This is a genomic window from Ligilactobacillus cholophilus (assembly GCF_030389495.1).
GTDB lineage: Bacteria > Bacillota > Bacilli > Lactobacillales > Lactobacillaceae > Ligilactobacillus > Ligilactobacillus cholophilus.
Genome location: NZ_CP127832.1, coordinates 619,031 through 638,298, shown reverse-complemented (window position 1 = coordinate 638,298; position 19,268 = coordinate 619,031). Strand labels below are relative to the sequence as shown.

General features: G+C 29.8%; 19 protein-coding genes. 17 read left to right on the top strand and 2 right to left on the bottom strand.

Features of this window, described 5'->3' with window-relative positions:
* Nucleotides 1-66 precede the first annotated feature (66 nt).
* The 9 genes from QPK35_RS03375 to QPK35_RS03335 all read left to right on the top strand — a co-directional run bounded on the left by QPK35_RS03375 (nt 67) and on the right by QPK35_RS03335 (nt 10,392).
* Complete coding sequence (locus QPK35_RS03375) at nt 67-1,272, top strand: glycosyltransferase family 2 protein (protein WP_290034062.1); 1,206 nt, start codon at nt 67-69, stop codon at nt 1,270-1,272.
* Nucleotides 1,269-1,580 carry a hypothetical protein gene (locus QPK35_RS03370; protein ID WP_290034061.1) on the top strand — a complete coding sequence of 104 codons (312 nt, stop codon included), beginning with the start codon at nt 1,269-1,271 and terminating at the stop codon, nt 1,578-1,580. The genes QPK35_RS03375 and QPK35_RS03370 overlap by 4 nt, the downstream gene beginning before the upstream one ends.
* Nucleotides 1,564-2,481 carry a polysaccharide deacetylase family protein gene (locus QPK35_RS03365; protein WP_290034060.1) on the top strand — a complete coding sequence of 306 codons (918 nt, stop codon included), beginning with the start codon at nt 1,564-1,566 and terminating at the stop codon, nt 2,479-2,481. The genes QPK35_RS03370 and QPK35_RS03365 overlap by 17 nt, the downstream gene beginning before the upstream one ends.
* Before the next feature lie 123 nt (nt 2,482-2,604).
* Nucleotides 2,605-3,933: a D-serine ammonia-lyase gene (gene dsdA / locus QPK35_RS03360; RefSeq protein WP_290034059.1), complete on the top strand. Its 1,329-nt coding sequence runs from the start codon at nt 2,605-2,607 to the stop codon at nt 3,931-3,933.
* Between the two features lie 219 nt (nt 3,934-4,152).
* Nucleotides 4,153-5,391, top strand: a complete 1,239-nt coding sequence (gene arcA, locus QPK35_RS03355) for an arginine deiminase (protein WP_290034058.1) — start codon at nt 4,153-4,155, stop codon at nt 5,389-5,391.
* A 27-nt stretch (nt 5,392-5,418) separates the two neighbouring features.
* Nucleotides 5,419-6,456, top strand: a complete 1,038-nt coding sequence (gene argF, locus QPK35_RS03350) for an ornithine carbamoyltransferase (RefSeq protein WP_290034057.1) — start codon at nt 5,419-5,421, stop codon at nt 6,454-6,456.
* A 27-nt stretch (nt 6,457-6,483) separates the two neighbouring features.
* Complete coding sequence (gene arcC, locus QPK35_RS03345) at nt 6,484-7,428, top strand: carbamate kinase (RefSeq protein WP_290034056.1); 945 nt, start codon at nt 6,484-6,486, stop codon at nt 7,426-7,428.
* A 52-nt stretch (nt 7,429-7,480) separates the two neighbouring features.
* Entirely contained in the window at nt 7,481-8,905 is a 1,425-nt protein-coding gene (locus tag QPK35_RS03340) for a basic amino acid/polyamine antiporter (RefSeq protein ID WP_290034054.1), read from the top strand.
* 20 nt (nt 8,906-8,925) lie between these two features.
* Nucleotides 8,926-10,392: an amino acid permease gene (locus tag QPK35_RS03335; protein ID WP_290034053.1), complete on the top strand. Its 1,467-nt coding sequence runs from the start codon at nt 8,926-8,928 to the stop codon at nt 10,390-10,392.
* Between the two features lie 28 nt (nt 10,393-10,420).
* Here QPK35_RS03335 and QPK35_RS03330 read toward each other — a convergent pair whose 3' ends face one another.
* A complete protein-coding gene (locus tag QPK35_RS03330; RefSeq protein ID WP_290034052.1) occupies nt 10,421-11,755 on the bottom strand; it encodes an MATE family efflux transporter in 1,335 nt (444 codons plus the stop codon).
* A gap of 88 nt (nt 11,756-11,843) precedes the next feature.
* Here QPK35_RS03330 and QPK35_RS03325 point away from each other — a divergent pair, with 88 nt between their 5' ends.
* Entirely contained in the window at nt 11,844-12,266 is a 423-nt protein-coding gene (locus QPK35_RS03325) for an OsmC family protein (RefSeq protein WP_290034051.1), read from the top strand.
* A gap of 27 nt (nt 12,267-12,293) precedes the next feature.
* Here QPK35_RS03325 and QPK35_RS03320 read toward each other — a convergent pair whose 3' ends face one another.
* Nucleotides 12,294-13,595 (bottom strand): threonine/serine exporter family protein, encoded by a 1,302-nt coding sequence (locus tag QPK35_RS03320; protein ID WP_290034050.1) that lies wholly within the window; start codon nt 13,593-13,595, stop codon nt 12,294-12,296.
* 147 nt (nt 13,596-13,742) lie between these two features.
* Here QPK35_RS03320 and QPK35_RS03315 point away from each other — a divergent pair, with 147 nt between their 5' ends.
* The 7 genes from QPK35_RS03315 (at nt 13,743) to QPK35_RS03285 (ending at nt 19,265) form a co-directional block, all read left to right on the top strand.
* On the top strand, nt 13,743-15,074 hold the full coding sequence (locus QPK35_RS03315) for an APC family permease (RefSeq protein WP_290034049.1): 1,332 nt from the start codon (nt 13,743-13,745) through the stop codon (nt 15,072-15,074).
* On the top strand, nt 15,058-15,612 hold the full coding sequence (locus tag QPK35_RS03310) for a 5-formyltetrahydrofolate cyclo-ligase (protein WP_290034048.1): 555 nt from the start codon (nt 15,058-15,060) through the stop codon (nt 15,610-15,612). Before QPK35_RS03315 ends, QPK35_RS03310 begins: the two co-directional genes overlap by 17 nt.
* Nucleotides 15,613-15,631: 19 nt before the next feature.
* Complete coding sequence (locus QPK35_RS03305; protein ID WP_290034047.1) at nt 15,632-16,234, top strand: hypothetical protein; 603 nt, start codon at nt 15,632-15,634, stop codon at nt 16,232-16,234.
* Between the two features lie 15 nt (nt 16,235-16,249).
* Nucleotides 16,250-17,296 (top strand): hypothetical protein, encoded by a 1,047-nt coding sequence (locus QPK35_RS03300; RefSeq protein ID WP_290034046.1) that lies wholly within the window; start codon nt 16,250-16,252, stop codon nt 17,294-17,296.
* A gap of 84 nt (nt 17,297-17,380) precedes the next feature.
* Nucleotides 17,381-18,394 (top strand): PhoH family protein, encoded by a 1,014-nt coding sequence (locus QPK35_RS03295; protein WP_290034045.1) that lies wholly within the window; start codon nt 17,381-17,383, stop codon nt 18,392-18,394.
* A gap of 3 nt (nt 18,395-18,397) precedes the next feature.
* Nucleotides 18,398-18,874 (top strand): rRNA maturation RNase YbeY, encoded by a 477-nt coding sequence (ybeY, locus tag QPK35_RS03290; protein WP_290034044.1) that lies wholly within the window; start codon nt 18,398-18,400, stop codon nt 18,872-18,874.
* Complete coding sequence (locus QPK35_RS03285; protein ID WP_290034043.1) at nt 18,852-19,265, top strand: diacylglycerol kinase family protein; 414 nt, start codon at nt 18,852-18,854, stop codon at nt 19,263-19,265. The genes ybeY and QPK35_RS03285 overlap by 23 nt, the downstream gene beginning before the upstream one ends.
* The last annotated feature ends 3 nt before the right edge of the window (nt 19,266-19,268 follow it).

Below are 19,268 nucleotides of genomic sequence, written 5' to 3'. Positions count from 1 at the left end.
ATTAACTTTACATTAAATTGAAATATGGTATAGAATTACAATTAATATAAAATTGGGGGGATTTGGATGTTAGGAGGATTTGAACTTTATTATCCTGTAATAATGTCGTTTGTTTGGATAATAGGGTCTATTTTTTTTAATATGTGTGAAAAACAATTTGTAAAAAAAAGAACACATAAAGTAAACGATGGTCCTTCTGTTGAAATTTTTATGTCATGTTATAACGAGGAAGAAATGCTTCCATCATCAATTGAATCTTTAGAGAAAATTGAATATCAAAATTATAAGATTATATTGATTGATGATAAAAGTACGGATAATACTTTGAAGGTAATGAAAAAACTAGCAAAGAAATATCCTAATATTAAAATTAAAGCTCAAAAAGAGAACATGGGAAAAGCGATGGCTTTAAATTGTGCACTTAAGGAAAGTAAAGCTGATTACATTTTGTGTGTGGATGCAGATACTGAATTTGAAAAAGATTCTTTGAGCTATTTGGTTGCTTCAATTGATGCAGATGAAAAAATTGCTGCAGTTACTGGAAGACCAATTGTAAAAAATACTAATACTTTAATTGGAAAGCTGCAATTTTTAGAATACATTATGAATATTGACATGATTAAAAGGGCACAATCTTTCTTCTTGGGACATATTTTAACTGTTTCCGGTGTATTGACGTTATTTAGACGCTCAGCTTTAATTGATGTGAATGGATGGAGTACTGAAGCGATGACTGAAGATATAGATGTAACATGGAAACTATATGATAATGGTTATTATTGTACATATCAGCCACGTGCACTATGTAAAATTTATGTTCCTGGAACAATCAAAGGATTTGTACGACAAAGAGTTAGATGGGGCCGTGGCGGACTAGAAGTATTAAAAAAACATTTAAAAAAAATCATGTCATTATCATTTGGTCAAAAATTATTAGCAATAGATATGTGTTGCAGCTATTTATGGGTATTCGCTGTTTCATTTGCAATTGCCAAATTATTTTTTGAGTTTATTTATATGAAAAATTTACGAATAAACCTAGGAGCATTAGTGCTTTATTATGTTGTAACATTACTATTTTATTGGTATTCAAAATTTATCAATTTTAAAGTTGAATATATTAATTACAGGCATTATTGGCTGTATTTGCCTTTCTTTTTCTATGCATACTGGTTAAATAATATTGTAGTTGTATTTTCATCGTTTTATCATCTATTTGATGCAGTTAAATATGCTGCATGGGGTGCATCAGATAGGGGGAACAGTAAATGAAAACATTAAAAAAATGGTTTAGTTTCTTATGGTTAATTTTGGGAAATATTATACAAGTTTTTATTGTTTTGGTTTTTGTAGATTTTTTATGTAGAAAGTTTAATGAATGGCTAGTCGATTTTTATGTTTTGACAAATTGTAATTATAATTCATTTTATGATATGTTCCTGCTTCTCATCATTTCGCTTGTAACAGTATTATTTATTGCACTATCCAGATATATTTGGTTTATAAAACGTTACTTAAAGCGAATTTCAAATCAACGAGGAGAACGAGGAGTAAGAAAAAATCATGTTACAAAAAATTAAATATATTTTTGAACGTTACTGGCATTTAATTTTTATTTTGTTTTGTTTAATAATTATTATTTGTACTGGAGTTTCTGAATATAACTCACATGTAAATTATGAGCAAGCTCAAAAAGAGATAAGTAGTGGGAATTTAACTAAGAGAGAACTTCATAAAAATGGTATTTTAGTTTTATGTTATCATCGTGTTTCGCAATCAAATAAAAATTTTTCAACGCGGTTAGCACTTGATTTATCTAATAATGAACAGTTGCATGAATATACAGTGACAAAAAATCAGTTAAAAAATCAAATAAAGTTTTTCCAAAAAAACCATGTAAGAATTATTTCTATTCAAAAAGCCATACAGTTAATTAAAAGTAATAAAAAATTAACGCATAAGTATGTGGTTTTTACGTTTGATGATGTTGATCGTACAATTCTTGACAATGTAGATCCTTTATTTAAAGAAATGGGAGACTTGCCCTATACAGTTTTTATTGTTACAGGTAACACAGGAAGATATGATAACGGAACGGAATTAGCAACTTGGAAAGAATTAAAAAAAATTATTCATAACTCTAATGTAACTTTAGGTGTTCATACAAATAATATGCATTATTTATCTAACAATAAACCAGTTTTATTATATAAGAAAAATTATAATAAATTTGTCAGAGATTATAAAAAATCTGAAAAAGTAATTAAAAAGCATACGGGTAAAACTAGTCCTTATTTTGCATATCCATATGGAGCAGGAACACCTCGAGAACAAAGATATCTAGCAAAACATGGGATGTATACTTTTTCGTTACAGAATGGCATCATCGTTAGTGGACAAGATCTTTCTCAACCATTACCAAGAACAATGATTGACCCAAAGTCTTGGAAAAATGTTGTAGTTAAATGGGTAAAATATTAAAGTTATTGAGTAAATATTATCTATTATTTCATTAAAATTATAAGGCTAATTTTTTGTGTTTATGTTATTATAATTTAGGAATGTAAAAACAATTTAGTTAACTGATGTGGAAAGGTGAAATTAATGAAAATCGATATTGATAAGTATATTGCGCAACAACCAGCATTAGCTAATATTAAGGAACAAAAGCCAACTTTTTGGCCAAATCCAGATAGAGTTCCTGAAAATGAAATTTGGGATCATGAAGAGTTCGGATTAAAAGATATTGAAGCAGCAGAAGCTGATTTAGAACGTTATGCTCCTTTGATTGCTAAGATATTTCCTGAAACAGCTTCAACAGATGGAATTATTGAATCAAAATTGGAAAAATTAGATAAAATGCAAGAATTAATCGAAAAAAATCATGAATTCCATGGTGAGTTATTTATGAAGATGGATTCAGACCTTCCAGTTGCTGGTTCTATTAAAGCTCGTGGAGGAATCTATGAAGTATTAAAACATGCAGAAGATATTGCATTAGAAACAGGATTGTTGAAATCAAAAGAAGATGATTATACTAAGTTAGCAACTAAAGAAGCTAAAGAATTATTTTCACAATATAAAGTACAAGTTGGATCAACTGGAAACTTAGGTATTTCAATTGGAATTACAGCTGCTGCATTAGGTTTTGAAGCAATCGTTCATATGAGTTATGATGCAAAAGAATGGAAAAAAGAATTGCTTCGTAAAAAAGGTGCTGAAGTAAAAGAATACGATACAAACTTCAATATTGCATTGAAAAAAGGAAGAGCAGAGTCTGATGCTGATCCTAAGAGTTATTTTGTTGATGATGTTAAATCAACAACTCTATTCTTAGGCTATGCAACATCTGCAATTCGTGTAAAGAAACAATTTGAAAATCGCGGGATAACAATTGATAAAGATCATCCAATTTTTGTTTATAGCCCAGCAGGAGTTGGTGGCTCATCTGGTGGAACTGCATTTGGTATGAAAGCAGTATTTGGAGAAGCAGCACATGTATTTTTAATTCAACCAACTCATTGTCCAAGTATTCCATTAGGAATGGTTACAGGAATGAATAATGATGTTTCTGTGCAGGATATTGGGATTGATGGTAAGACAGAAGCTGATGGTTTAGCTTGTCCAAGTCCATCTGTATTTTCAGGTGATTATATGAAACCAATGTTAGATGGTATGTTTACAGTAGATGATGCAGATTTATTTAATTATTTACGTGATTTACATTCTTCTGAAGGATTTACAATTGAACCTTCATCATGCGCTAGCTTTGAAGGCCCAATTAAATTATTTGAAGATCCATTTGCTAAAGAATATATGAAAGAAAATAATTTAGATAAAATTCAAGACAATATTATTCATCTAACATGGGCTACAGGTGGTAGTATGGTACCTGAAGAAATTAATGAACAAAATTTAAAAACATTCCTTTAATTTATAATAAAAAAGAGACCAATTGGTCTCTTTTTTTTATTTAAAAACAAGCAAAAAATCTTTGCATTTCTTAAAAATATTGGTGTATCAATATTTTTAAGAATAAAAAAGTACATTAATGCTATTTTATATTGAATTATTGATGTAATTTGTTGCAACCGATTACAACGAGTGTTATAAATATGGGTGTAAGGGATAATAAAAATAGGAGATGATTTTATGACAAGTCCAATTCATATTACATCTGAAATTGGGAAGCTTAAATCAGTGATTTTAAAACGACCTGGACATGAAGTTGAAAATATCACTCCAGATACAATGAAGAGATTGCTTTTCGATGATATTCCATATTTGCCAATCGCTCAAGAAGAGCATGATTATTTTGCAGATACTTTACGTGAAAATAATATTGAAGTTCTTTATCTTGAGAAACTGGCAGCTGAAGCAATTGAAAATCCTGAAGTTAAAGAAAAATTTCTTGAACAAATGATTTCTGAATCAGGATATCTCAGTGGGCCAATACATGATGCATTAAAAGAATATCTACTTTCATTTAATACATTAGAAATGGTTGAAAAGATTATGGCAGGGGTTCGTAAAAATGAAATTAACCTTACATATCGAAGTCTTCAAGAAATGGCAGAAGATTCGAATTATCCATTTTATATGGATCCAATGCCTAATTTGTATTTTACACGAGATCCAGCAGCTTCTATTGGGGATGGATTATCAATAAATAAGATGACATTTAAAGCACGTCAACGTGAATCAATGTTTATGCAATATATTATTAACTATCATCCTCGTTTTGCTAATAAAGGATTACATGTATGGCGTAGTCGTAACCATCAATCACATATTGAAGGTGGAGATGAATTAGTTCTTAGCAATCATGTATTTGCTATTGGAATTTCACAACGAACAACAGCAAACGCCATTGAAGATATTGCAAAACATTTATTTGAAGGAAATAAGTCTGATTTCGATACCGTGATTGCAATAAAAATTCCTCATAATCATGCAATGATGCATTTGGATACTGTTTTAACAATGATAGATTATGATAAGTTTACAGTTCATCCAGCAATTTTGACAAAAGGTGAAAAAGTTGATACATATACTATTCACCCTGGAAAAGAAAATGGTGAATTAGAAATTACTTATGATAATGACTTAAAGAAAGTATTAAAGAATGCATTAGGATTAAATGATTTAGATCTTATTCCAACTGGGAATGGAGATCCTGTCATTGCAGCAAGAGAACAATGGAATGATGGTTCTAATACACTAGCAATTGCTCCAGGTGAAGTAGTCACATACGATCGTAATTATGTATCAAATGAATTATTACGTAAGCATGGAATTTTAGTTCACGAGGTGCGTTCAAGTGAATTAGCACGCGGTCGTGGTGGTCCACGTTGTATGTCAATGCCAATTGTTCGTGAAGATTTAAAATAATAAGGATTTGAAAGGGAGAAATTTAAAATGAGTAAATTTACAAATGTATTTCAAGGACGTAGTTTTTTAGCATGTAAAGATTTTACACCAGATGAAATTAATTATTTGATTGATTTTTCATTACATTTGAAGGATTTAAAGGAAAGAAATATTCCTCATCACTATTTGGAAGGTAAAAATATTGCACTATTATTTGAAAAGACTTCAACAAGAACTCGTTCATCATTCGTTGTTGCAGCACACGATTTAGGAGCAAATGCTGAATTTATGGGCAAAAATGATTTACAACTTGGTAAAAAGGAATCTATTGAAGATACAGGAAAAGTTTTAGGTAGTATGTTTGATGGAATTGAATACCGTGGATTTGCTCAAAAGAATGTTGAAGAATTAGCAAAATATTCTGGTGTTCCTGTATGGAATGGTTTAACAGATGAATGGCATCCAACACAAATGATTGCTGATTTTATGACAATTAAAGAAAAATTTGGTCATATTAAAGGCTTAACATTAACATTTGTTGGTGATGGCCGTAATAATATGGCAAATAGTTTATTAGTTACTGGCTTAATGTTAGGTGTTAATGTAAGAATTTTAGCACCAAAAGAATTACATCCTGCACAAGAAATTCTTGATATTGCTGATAAGTTTGCTAAGGAATCAGGTGCTAAATATATTATTACAGATGACATTGATGAAGCTGTAAAAGGAACAAATGTAATTTATACAGATGTATGGGTATCAATGGGTGAAAACGATTGGGAAGAACGTGTTAAATTATTGAAACCATATCAAGTTAATATGGACATGTTTAAGAAGAGTGGTACACCTGATGACCAAATTATATTTATGCATTGTTTACCAGCATTTCATAATACAAATACAAAATATGGTAAAGAAATTCATGAAAAATATGGCTTGTCATGTATGGAAGTAACTGATGAAGTCTTTAATTCTAAATATGCTTGGCAATTTACAGAAGCAGAAAATCGGATGCACTCAATTAAGGCTATTATGGCCGCAACATTAGGAAACTTATATATTCCAACCGTAAAAATTAACAAATAAGGATTATAGTTTAAGGGGACGATTACAATGAGTAAAAGAATTGTAGTTGCTCTAGGAGGAAACGCTATTGTCACTAAAGATGGTACTGCAGAATCACAAATTCGTTCAATAAAGAAAACAATGGAAACCCTTATAAAATTTATTGAAAATAAGGATCAAATTGTAATTACACATGGTAATGGGCCTCAAGTAGGTGACTTACTATTACAAGAAACGAATGGTAGTACAGTTGATAATCCTGCAATGCCATTAGACACAACTGTTGCAATGACACAAGGAAGCATTGGATATTGGATGCAAAAGAGTATGGATGAAGTTATTAAAGAAAAGCATTTAAACTCAAAGATTGCAACATTAGTGACACAAGTCGAAGTTAATGCAAATGATACGGCTTTTGAAAATCCTAGCAAACCAATTGGACCTTTTTATTCAGAGAATGAAATTATTCAAAAGAAGAAAGAGCATCCAGAATATACTTTCAAAGAAGATGCTGGTCGAGGATATCGGAGAGTTGTTCCATCACCAAAACCAATGAATATTATTGAAGCACCAATTATAGATGATTTACTTTCAGAAAATGTAATTCCTATTGCAGTTGGTGGCGGCGGTGTGCCAGTTATTCGCGAAGATAATAATAACAATTTGAAAGGTGTAGAAGCTGTAATTGATAAGGACTTTAGTGCAGCAAAATTAGCTGAAAGCATTAATGCTGATGAACTAATTATTTTAACTGCTGTAGATAATGTATTTGTAAATTACAATACTCCAAAACAAAAAGCATTAACAAACGTTTCTGTTAAAGAATTAAAAGAGTATATTAAAGAAAATCAATTTGCAGCGGGTAGTATGCTACCAAAAGTTCAAGCCGTAATTAATTTTGTAGAGAAAACTGGTAAAAAAGCAGTAATTACATCACTTAATAATGTAGAAAAATTGATTACTGGCGGAGTAGGTACAGTTATTACTAAATAATTAAGAAAATCGTCAGTTTAAAAACTGGCGATTTTTTAATGAGGTGAAAGAAATGGAAAACGAAAATAAGAATGGAATTAATACATTTGGATTAGCAGCATTAATTGTTAGTTCTGCCATTGGAACTGGAATATTTGGATTACCATCACAATTAGCTCAGGTTACTGGTCCAGGACCTGCTTTGATTGCATGGTTAGTATGTGGAATTGGGGTATTAGCATTAGTTTTGTCGTTAAATAACTTAGCAAAAAAAAGGCCAGATATTGAATCTGGATTATTTGGATATGCAAATGCAGCATGTGGTCCTTTAGGTGAGTTTATGAGTGGATGGACATACTGGATTTCTGCATGGATTGGAAATTTAGCATTCGCAACTTTTTTGATGTCAGCAATTGGAAACTTTATTGGTGTTTTTAAAGGTGGACAGAATTTGCCATCTATAATTGCTGCAATTGTATTCTTATGGGTATTAACTTTCTTTGTAAATAATGGCGTTGAAAGTGCTAATTTTGTCAATACAATTGTTACGATCTGCAAAGTTATTCCATTATTCATGTTTATTATTTTGATTGCAATGTGTTTTAAATTTGGTGTATTTACACTTCATTTTTGGGAAAATTTTGCAAATAATATCCAAGCAACTGGCGTAGATGGAACTATTTTTGGTCAAGTTAAAAACAGTCTAATGTCAATTATGTGGGTATTTATTGGAATTGAGGGTGCATCAGTTTTATCTAGTCGTGCAAAATCTCAAACAGCAGCTAGTCAAGCTACTATTATTGGATTTATTTCATTAGTTGTAATTTATGTATTTTCAACAATTCTACCATATGGGGTTATGTCGCAACATGAATTAGCAACCGCTGCACAACCAGCAATGGGAAGTATTTTAAAGCTTGCCGTAGGTAAATGGGCAGCAACAGTAATCAATATTGGAGTTATTATTTCAACAGTTGGATCATGGTTATCTTGGACAATGCTTCCAGCAGAAACTACACGATTAATGGCAAAAGATAAAACATTACCTGCATCATGGGGAAAATTGAATCATAAAAATGCTCCTCAAATTTCATTGATTATTACTGCAATTTTACAAACTATTTTCTTATTTTCAATGCTCTTTACTCAATCGGCATATAATTTTGCCTCAACCTTAGCTGCAGCAGCAATTTTAGTTTCATATATGCTTGTTGGTATTTATCAAATGAAATATTCATACCAACATCAGGAATGGGGTCAATTTATTATTGGCATAATTTGTGCTGGTTTTGAATTATGTGCTGCTATTCTTTCAGGTTGGCAAGATTTACTTTTGCTAACAGTTTCATTTTTACCAGGATTTATTTTATATTATAAAGCTGCTAAAGAAGATAATAGGGAAGTTACAAAACGTGAAAAATTTGTTATTTTGATTACAAGTATTTTAGCAGTAATAGCAATTATATTTGTATTTACAGGTCAAATAAAGATTGGTTAATTAAGAAAGAAGTTAATTTTATGGGAGAAAAAGAAAAGATAAAACATAAAGTTAATTTAGGCGGTTTAGTTGGACTAATTGTTGGTGGAACAATTGGATCAGGTATATTTGCTTTACCATCTACAATGACTGAAGGAGCTAATCCTGCAGGAATTCTAATTGGATGGGCGATAGTTGCATTAGGAATGTTTTCTTTAGCAACAGTATATCGAAATTTGACTTTGCAACAACCAGAAATAGATGATGGGATATACGGTTGGAGTAAACATATTTTTGGTAATGTTGGTGGCTTTATTGCAGCATATGGTCATGGTGCTGGTGATGCAATTGGCAATGCTAGTTACTTAACGGTTTTATTTTCAGCATTTGGTAGTTTTACAATTTTTAGTTTTTTTGGGAATGGAACAAGTTGGCCTGCGATAATTGTAGCATCCATTTTGTTATGGACAATTGTTTTTTTAGTATTAAAGGGAGTTCATACGGAAACATGGTTAAATAATATTACTACAATTGCAAAAGTCATCCCAATTGCAATGTTTTTAATTTTAGCAGTATTAAATTTTAGACCTCATATTTTCATGTCACATTTTGCAAGTGAAGCAGTATTTAATATTAAAATTGGGCATTATCAAAATATTTCGATTTTTGATCAAAGTAAAAATGTTTTATTGGCTGCAATGTGGACGCTTATTGGAATTGAATCAGGAACAATCTTTGCAACACGAGCAAAAAAGTTATCTGATGTGGCAAAAGCAACTTCAATTGGTTCACTAATAGTTATAATCCTCTTAGTTGGAACAAGTATTTTATCTTTAGGATTAATGTCTCCGAAAGAGATTACAACTTTGCATGCCCCATCTATGGCGGGATTAATGGAGCATATGGTTGGCAATTGGGGAAGTTGGTTAATAAATATCTGTTTAATAATTTCAGTTTTAGGTGCTCTAATTGCATGGGTAAATTTAAGTGCTGAAGAGGTTCGTTTAGCGGGAAGAGGAGGTTCAAGTACAAAATGGCTGAATGGATTAAATAAAAATGAAGCTCCTGTTCATGCTATTTATATAACTGCAGGAATTACACAGGTTCTAATGATTGTCGCTGGTGTTTATTCTGCAGGATATGATGTTTTGTTGAAATTTTCTACATCTCTTTCTATTGTTCCATATTTAATGGTTTCGCTTTATGCATTAAAAAGCGTCATTTGTGGGATAGGTTTTAATAATAGTTCATTTAAAGAGCGTTTTAGCTCAGGAATTTGGGCACTTATCTCTACGTTATTTACTGCTTTTATGATTTATGGTGCAGGTTTAAAATACTTATTATTAGCCGCAGTGGTTTGGATCTCAGGTTTTCCTCTTTATTGGAAAGGAAAAATAGAAAAACACGAGAAGTGGAATAAGATAGAATTAATCGTTTGGATTTTAATTTTTATTATGGCTATAAGTGGTTTAATAGGATTATTTACAGGTTCTATTATTTTTGATTAAAAAGATGACCAAATATTGGTCATCTTTTTTAATTAAATTTAAAATTATCATATTTAAGTTTGATTTGAATTTTTTTCCACATTAATATTTCAATTATAAATGAAATTATTTCAATAATTAGTAAACTAGACCAAACACCTATAATTCCGCCAATATGTGCCATTGGTAATATTACTAATAATGGTAAAATATAACCTCGAATAATTACCATAAAAATAGAGATTCGTGAATTATTAATCGCTGAGAAAAAAATATTAAATACTACATTTAAGCTAGAAAATAATAAACTAATTAATAGAATTTTAATTCCTTGTGTAGCCATAGTAACTACCGTATTATTTGAAGCGGCATTAAAAAAATCAATAATTATATTTGTATTAAATATTACAAATAGTAAACAGATAATTCCTAAAAATTCTGCAATTATCAATCCAAAGCGTAATCCAAATCTTATATTTATAAAATTACGTTTGGCATATTGATGACTTACAATAGGTTGAATTCCTTGAGCAACTCCTGTAAATAAAGCTAGTGCTACTAAAAGTACATTTGCTGCAATTCCATATGCAGCTACAGCATCATTTCCACTCACTGTTAAAAATACCCAATTATAAATAAATATACCAACACCAGTACTTAATTCAGTTAAAAAAGAAGGTAATCCTATATTAAATACTTTAAATAACCTTTTTATGTTCAAATTTGTTTTAATGAATTTTAAATTATTATTTTTGGATTTAAAATGAGGTAATGTTATGAGTATACTAATTATAGGCGAAAAACTTGTAGCAAAACCTGCACCATACATACCGTAATTTAATTTGATAATTAAAAGCCAATCTAAAAAAATATTTGAAAGACTAGAAATAATCATTGCAAACATAGCTATTTTAGTTCCAAAGTCATTTCTTATGAAACTTAATATTAAATTGTTAAAAACAAAAAATGGACCAAATAATAAAATAATTTTAATATATTCTAATGTATATCTAAACGTTGATTGATCTGCGCCAAGTAAATAAGCAATTTTTTCAGGAAACAAAACACCACAAAGCATAAAAAATAAGCCTAAAATAATTCCAATAATAAAAATTTGTGTATAGATTTCCTGTGCCTTTTTTTTATTTTTTAAATAATAAAACGTAAAAAGTGTGCCACCGCCCATTCCGAGTAAAAGTCCTAAACCTTCCATTATATTAAAAAGTGGCATGCTAAGATTCATAACAGCAACACCTAATACGCCAATACTTTTAGCAACAAAATAACTATCAGCAAGTACATAAATTGATGCACCAACTGTACTTAAAATTCCTCTAAATACGTATTTAGATAGTTCATTAGATAAAGATTTTTCTATCCCCATTTTATTTTTACTCCTCCTATCAAAGAAATTGTTCTTTACTATTATTGTAACAAAAAGGACAATAGAAATATGAAAGAAGGTAATTTTTATGAGGCACATGAAAATGATTTCATCAAAAACGAATCAAAAGTTTGAAGTTAAAAATGATTCTGGAAAAATGATTTTTGATAGTAGTGAGCCAAAATCTGCTGGAGGGAATGGTAAATATCCTAGGCCAACTGAATTACTTTTAGGAGCATTAGGTTCATGTTTGAATGTAACTATTTGTTCAATAGCGGAAAGAGAAGGATATAAAATAGATTCTTTAAAGGTAATAATTTCAACTGATGTTGAGACAAAAGGAGTTATAAATGAACAAATAAAAGATGGATTTTATAATATGAAAATTAAATTTGATATGCAAAGTAATATTCCCGTTTCTAAACAAGAACAATTTTTACAAAAATGCTTAACTGCATGTCCTGTACATTCAGTTGTTGAAAATCCTACAAATATTGAATGGGATTACTAAAAAGGAGACCAAATGGTCTCCTTTAATTTATGATATAGTGTGACGCCATTTGTAATCAGAAATTGCACGTGCAACAACTAATCCTAATTGTAAAAAAATTATTATCATAATAGATTTAACTAACCAGCTGATTCCGGAAATAAGTGATAAATTTCCAATATCATAGATTGCTCGATACATATATAAACCTGGTACCATAATTACAATTGATGGTACTGTAATAGAAATTCTTGGATCACCATTCTTTAATTGAATAATTGATGCAAGAATTCCAGCACACAAAGCACCAACAAATGAAGCCGCAGCAGGAGGCATAGAAGTAAAGTCAATTAATTCTAACCGGAATGTATTTGCAAATGCTCCAACAATACTTGCTAAAAATGCCATTTTAGGAGTGCTATTAAACATTAATGAGAAGCCAAAAACGCCAATGAAACTTGCTGGAATACGTAGAATAAAAGTGATAAATGGTGTTAAATTTAATGGAGTAAAATTTGATGGTTTTAAATTAATATAAAAAGCAATAATCCATGCAACTAATGATGCTATTGATATAACCATTAATGCATATGCGGCTCTTTCTAGTCCAGAATGCATATCTAATTTGGCAATATCTAATCCACTAGTAATGAAAGGAAATCCTGGTACAACAAATAGCATTGCACCAATATATCCGGCTTCGTGTTGGATAGATAAGTGAAAAGAAATTTCTAACAAATAGAAAACGATTGCGTATGAAATGCATGCAGTAGCAACACTATAAATAATACCTAACAAACTAATCAAATTATGTTTACCAATTATTTGTCTAATGTAGTTTCCTAAAGTTGCAGCAATTAAACTGCAAAACATCTCAATAATTCCACCTCCAAGCAAAAAAACGAAGGCACTACAAGCTAGTCCTGCAGCTAAAGATAAAGTAAATTTTGAATAATTATTAGAAGAACGATTTATTTTTTTTAATAATGAACATACTTCTGCTACAGTTAAGTCAGTTCCATGTAATTGAAAAAAGTTAACAAAATCTTCCAAATCATGTAATTTAACCATGTTAATGCCTGTTTCAGATAGTGTAAGTGTTTGTGAGCAAGAATTACATTTTTCATAACAAGTGTAATTAATAGAAACTAATCCAATATCTGCAAAACAGCGAATATTTAATACTTTTGCAATAGAATTCATTGATTCTCGAACTCTCCATGCACCTGTTCCACAAGAGAGCATCATAATTCCAATTTTTCCGATAAAATTTGTTTTATATTTTAAACCAGCATTTGTAATCAATGTTTTATTTGATACATTTGGTTGTATTAAATAATCTTTAACCAATTAAAAAACTTCCTTAATTATTTTAATTAATTTATAAATTATAACATAAGATTACAAAATATATGGGAGAACTAATTTATTTAAAATTATGACCATGATGCTAAACTAAAAATGAGAGATATTTGATTTTTTAGGGGATGACAATATATGACAAAAGATCATAAGATTAGCCCATTCTCAGCATTTTTATTAGGTGTTGATGGAATGGTAGGTTCGGCAATTTTTTTGCTACCAGGAAGTTTATATTCTAAGGCTGGAAATGGTTTAATTTGGTTATTGGTTTTATCAGGTATTTCAGCACTATTTTTAGCATTATGTTATGCAGCGTTATCAAGTGAAACAAAACAAAATGGAGCTGCTTGGTTATATGCTTATAAAGAGTTTGGACGTTTTGCTGGCTTTGAAGTTGGATTTTTTACATGGTTACAAGGTGTAGCAACTATTTCTACTGAAACTGCAGCATTCTTAACCTCTATGCGATTATTGGTTCCTGCACTTTCAAATAAATTAGTATACAATTTAAGTGGATTATCGATAATTTTAATTATTGCAATTATTGGGCTATTAGGAGATAAAGCTTCAAGTATCGCAGATAACATAGCAACGTTTTTGAAAATTGGCGTATTATTAATTTTTATTTTTGTCGGAATTTGGTTTATCCATAAAGTAAACTTTGTTTCAGATACACACTACTCATTGAGCTCAATGAATAATGCTTTTAGTAATGCATTTTACATGTATATGGGATTTGCTTTTTTACCAGTTGCAGCTGCTCAAATGAAAAATCCTAAAAAAAATTTACCAAGAGAATTAGTAGCGGTTATTGTTTCAGTGAGTTTAATTTATATTGCTACAGTTTTTGTTGCAATTGGAATATTAGGGCCATCAATAGCACATAGTAGTGTTCCTTTAGCAATTGCTTTTGGTAAACATTTTGGTACATGGGGGAAAATTTTAATAACAATTGGGACTGTTGGCTCTGTTCTTGGTGTTGCAATATCATTATCATTTAGTACGCCATATGTTGCATCTTCATTAGCAAATGAGCATCATTTACTACCAAGATTTTTTGGTAAAAAATCAAAAGACGGGTCGCCATATGTTGCAATCATTATTACTACAACTTTGTGTATGTTGCTAGTCTTAAGTGGAAGTTATCTATTTTTAGTACCTGTTACAATTATTATTTCTCTTGTTCAATATTTTTCTACTTCAATTGTAATGTTTAAAAAGCAATGGGAAAAACACAAACATCCAGAAAAAGAGAATGCAGGATCATTTAATTTGCGTGGTGGTATTTTAGTTCCATCAATTTCAATTTTAATTTGCTTGTATATTCTGTTAAATTTAAAATTAAAAGCAATTCTTTTAGGAGGAATTGCATTACTTTGTGGAATTGTATTATACTTTGTTGATAAGAGTATTGAAAAACATATTTCAAAAAGGGATGCAGTTCAAAAAAATGGAACAAGTAAATAAATCTAAAAATGAGATTAGAAAAGAAATTCTATCTAAATTAAATAATTTAGATAGAAAAAAACGTAAACTAGAAACAGATTTACTAATTTCAAAAACGCTAAATTCAGAAGAAATAATAGACTCTGTTACAATTGGAATCACATTAAGCAAGTATCCTGAAGTCGATACGCATAATTTGATTAGTATGCTATGGAATTTAGGAAAAGAGCTTTATGCACCTGTAATGAGATTAGGTCATCGAATGGACTTTGTTAGATTAGATGAGCATACTCAGTTTAAAACAAATAAATTTGGTATTTGTGAACCAGTATGGCAAGAATCAAAAATTAATAATCAACCTGATGTGATTATTGTTCCTGGCGTAGGCTTTTCATTAGACAATAATCAGCGCATTGGTTTTGGAGGCGGTTATTATGACCGCTTTTTGCACTCATTTTACGGTAAAAAAATTTCATTAGCATTACATGAGCAAATTATTTATAATGATAAATGGCTAATTGAAAAGACTGATATTCCTTTAGATAAAATAATTTACTAATGTGAGGAGAGAAATTTAGGTGGCAGTTTGGATTGCAATTGTAGCAATGGCAATAATTATCTTTGTATTGGCAATTTTCTATTTAGTTAATTCTGTTCACAGATACGGAAAATGGATTACACCAGTTTTGATGATTATTATATGTTTACTTATTGGAATTATAGGTGGAATTAAAATTTATAAATTATCAATGCAAAATACTAATGATCAACTTAAGGAAAATACTGTTGTAAGAACAAGTTCTTCTAATGTGAAAATAAAAAATGGCTTACAAAGAATTGATGAGGGAAGTAAAGTTGAAAACAATCAACAATTAGCATTAAAAAATTTGCAAAAAAGTTTTGAAAATGTTGGTACTATTAGTTTTAATAAGGAAAATAAAACTTATTTCATAACACCTACTTCATCACAAAATATAGAAGCAATCAATTATGTATTAGAAAATCATAATAAAGCTGAAGAATGTGGATATACGGAGTTAACAAATAGTATTTTAGAAACATCAACTCAAATTCAAAACGAAATTGGCAAAGGATATACTTTATCGTTACTTAAACCTAATAGTGATGAAATAATTTATTCTGCACAAGATGGAAAGGTTTTAATTAACGTAGTCAAATAGGAGAGAAAATTAATTTTGTATTTTTATGCTAGAAATGATACGGATAAAATACCGGGAGTTAAATTAAATGAAAGTGTTTCTAAAAATACTTTCGATATTACAAGTTGGAGTTTTGAAGAATACACAGCTTCAAATGGACATAAAGCTTGGATTTTTATAAATCGTGCATCACTTTTACCTTTTATAATTTTTAATGTTGAAACATATACTAAAGATGAATTTATTGATGAATTTGCAACAATTATCAATCAAATTAATAATACTTTGTGTGTTGAAAAGTTTAAATCAAGTGAATATGTTAAATTTATTCGTAATTCAACTATTGAAGTATTTAGAGATGATACGGATTTTTCAGATGTATTTGCAATGTTAGAAGCTAATATTGAGCATATGCCTGATATTGATGAAATATTTAAAAATGATGAATTCACGGCTTTGAATGCATTATTTGCATGTTCGTCAATTCGTAGAAATGATACGAGATTTAAAGATTTTTTATGTAAAGATAATGCTGTAAGTTCATATTGTTACAAATTATCAAACTCGTTTGTAGTACATGCACATGAAGACTTTTCAAATGCTGAAATAAAAGCTCAATGGGAACCTTTTTCAAAATGGCATGAGTTAGATGGAAAAAAATCTATGAATAAATCAGAAGAAAAAGAATTTATGAGTGGTGTTTTAGAAAATAACTCAAAAATGTTTTTACAATTTTCTGATTATTTAACTAATGAATGTAAGAACAGCCCTAGTGAAATAAAGCAAAAGATGACATATGTAATTGATTATGTTTTTTATTACTTATTAGAATCATTACATCAAACAGTTGTATATGATTTAACTGCTATCCAATCATTTTTTATTAGTTTAGCAATAATTCGATATCAAAAAAATAAAGAAGAAGAATTTGTAGTAGATGCAATTAAGGAATTATATGAATTCTTAAATAAAACAGGTGAATTGTCAAAAGAAGATTTAACTATTATTATAAGTGAAACAAATGAATTAATTGAATTAATTAAATTATATAAGACGAATCAACATATGGATTTTAATGAATAAACCTGATTAGATGATTTTTAAATGTAATATTTATATAATATTAGGTATAAATGATTTATTATTAATAATTAGGAGGTTAGTTGGTTGACAGAATTAAAAAATGTTGAATTAGAGTATCGAATTACAGAATCTAATTTGGAGCCAGCTTTATTTGGCATTAATGATGGATATTTACACTTATTAGAAGAGAGTAAAAATGTTGAAATACGTCCATTCGGGGATAATTTGAAAATAATTGGACAAGAAGAATCTGTTAAGGCAACTATCAAAATTATTGAAGAGTTAATTGGTTTATTAAAATCTGGGGTTTCAATTAGCGAGGCAGATATTGTTTCTGCTGTAAAAATGGAAGAAAAGGGTACATTAAAATATTTACCTGATTTATATACAACAACACTTTTACGTGATCGTATGGGAAAACCAATTCGCCCTAAAAATTTTAGTCAGCGTCAATATGTTCAAAATATAAAATGTAATGATTTAACATTTGGCATAGGGCCTGCTGGAACAGGTAAAACATACTTAGCGGTTGTAATGGCAGTAGCAGCTCTTAAGAAAAAGGAAGTTGAGAAGTTAATTCTAACACGTCCAGCAGTTGAAGCAGGAGAATCTTTAGGCTTCCTTCCTGGAGATCTAAAAGAAAAAGTTGATCCATATTTACGACCAATATATGATGCATTGTATGCAATTCTAGGTACTGAACATACTGAGCGTTTAATCGAACGAGGTGTGATTGAAATTGCTCCATTGGCATATATGCGTGGTAGAACTTTGGAAAAAGCATTTGTAATTCTTGATGAAGCTCAAAATACCACACGTGCTCAAATGAAAATGTTCTTGACCCGATTAGGTTTCGGCTCTAAGATGATTGTCAATGGCGATAAATCTCAAATTGATTTACCTAAAGGACATCAGCAAAGTGGATTAGTTGATGCAGAACGTCTGTTACAGAATTTGCCACACATTGGCTTTGTTCATTTTGATGCAAAAGATGTTGTTCGTCATCCAGTAGTTTCAGAGATTATCAAAGCATATGAACGTGGTGCATCGAAAGCTGATGAAATATTAGATAATACTGCAGAAAATAAGGATGATTAATAAATGGATTTACAAATTATTGATGAGACAAATCAAGTTTCACAACATCAATTAGATCTTGTGAAAGGAATTTTACATTGTGCAAGTGAATATTTAAATCTTCCTGAAAATACAGAAATGTCAGTTACGCTTATGAATAATGAACATATTCACCAAATAAATAAAAAATATCGAGGTATTGATAAGCCAACTGATGTTATTAGTTTTGCAATGGAAGAAAATGGCGATGAATCCGATATTATTTTACCTGATGATTTTAATTTTGATGTCCCAAAAAATATTGGAGATTTAATGATTTCAATGGATAAAGTTAAAGAACAAGCTGAATATTTAGGCCATTCAGAAGATCGCGAATTGGGATTTTTAACTGTGCATGGTTTTCTTCATTTGAATGGATACGACCACATGAGAGCTGAAGATGAAAAAGAAATGTTTGGTTTGCAAGAAGAAATTTTAGATGATTATGGACTTCAAAGGTAATTTTTCTAATGAATGGAAAAATCGAAAGTTTTATCATTCTTTAAAACATGCTTGTGAAGGGATAATAACTGTATTTAAAGAAGAAAGAAATTTTCGATTTGAGTTAATCTGCTTATCATTGGTCGTTATTGTTGGATTAATTTTCCATTTATCAAGTTCAGAATGGTTATGGATTTTGGTTACATCTACAATTGTTTTGGCTGCAGAAGCAACAAATACATCAATTGAAAATTTAACAGATTTAGCAAGTGATTTAAAACCAAATCCATATGCTAAAAAAGCTAAGGATATTGCCGCTGGAGTTGTTTTGATTTCTGCTATATTTGCAATTTTAGTTGCAGTAATTATTTTTATTCCTAAAATTTTAAATTTTATAACAAATGTGAGGTAGAAA

Coding starts and splice junctions, on each gene's coding strand:
- QPK35_RS03325 (WP_290034051.1), top strand. CDS start 11,844: ATGAGGCACATGAAAATGATTTCATCAAAAACGAATCAAAAGTTTGAA.
- arcA (WP_290034058.1), top strand. CDS start 4,153: ATGACAAGTCCAATTCATATTACATCTGAAATTGGGAAGCTTAAATCA.
- QPK35_RS03335 (WP_290034053.1), top strand. CDS start 8,926: ATGGGAGAAAAAGAAAAGATAAAACATAAAGTTAATTTAGGCGGTTTA.
- QPK35_RS03330 (WP_290034052.1), bottom strand. CDS start 11,755: ATGGGGATAGAAAAATCTTTATCTAATGAACTATCTAAATACGTATTT.
- QPK35_RS03315 (WP_290034049.1), top strand. CDS start 13,743: ATGACAAAAGATCATAAGATTAGCCCATTCTCAGCATTTTTATTAGGT.
- ybeY (WP_290034044.1), top strand. CDS start 18,398: ATGGATTTACAAATTATTGATGAGACAAATCAAGTTTCACAACATCAA.
- QPK35_RS03375 (WP_290034062.1), top strand. CDS start 67: ATGTTAGGAGGATTTGAACTTTATTATCCTGTAATAATGTCGTTTGTT.
- dsdA (WP_290034059.1), top strand. CDS start 2,605: ATGAAAATCGATATTGATAAGTATATTGCGCAACAACCAGCATTAGCT.
- QPK35_RS03285 (WP_290034043.1), top strand. CDS start 18,852: ATGATTATGGACTTCAAAGGTAATTTTTCTAATGAATGGAAAAATCGA.
- QPK35_RS03370 (WP_290034061.1), top strand. CDS start 1,269: ATGAAAACATTAAAAAAATGGTTTAGTTTCTTATGGTTAATTTTGGGA.
- arcC (WP_290034056.1), top strand. CDS start 6,484: ATGAGTAAAAGAATTGTAGTTGCTCTAGGAGGAAACGCTATTGTCACT.
- QPK35_RS03365 (WP_290034060.1), top strand. CDS start 1,564: ATGTTACAAAAAATTAAATATATTTTTGAACGTTACTGGCATTTAATT.
- QPK35_RS03310 (WP_290034048.1), top strand. CDS start 15,058: ATGGAACAAGTAAATAAATCTAAAAATGAGATTAGAAAAGAAATTCTA.
- argF (WP_290034057.1), top strand. CDS start 5,419: ATGAGTAAATTTACAAATGTATTTCAAGGACGTAGTTTTTTAGCATGT.
- QPK35_RS03340 (WP_290034054.1), top strand. CDS start 7,481: ATGGAAAACGAAAATAAGAATGGAATTAATACATTTGGATTAGCAGCA.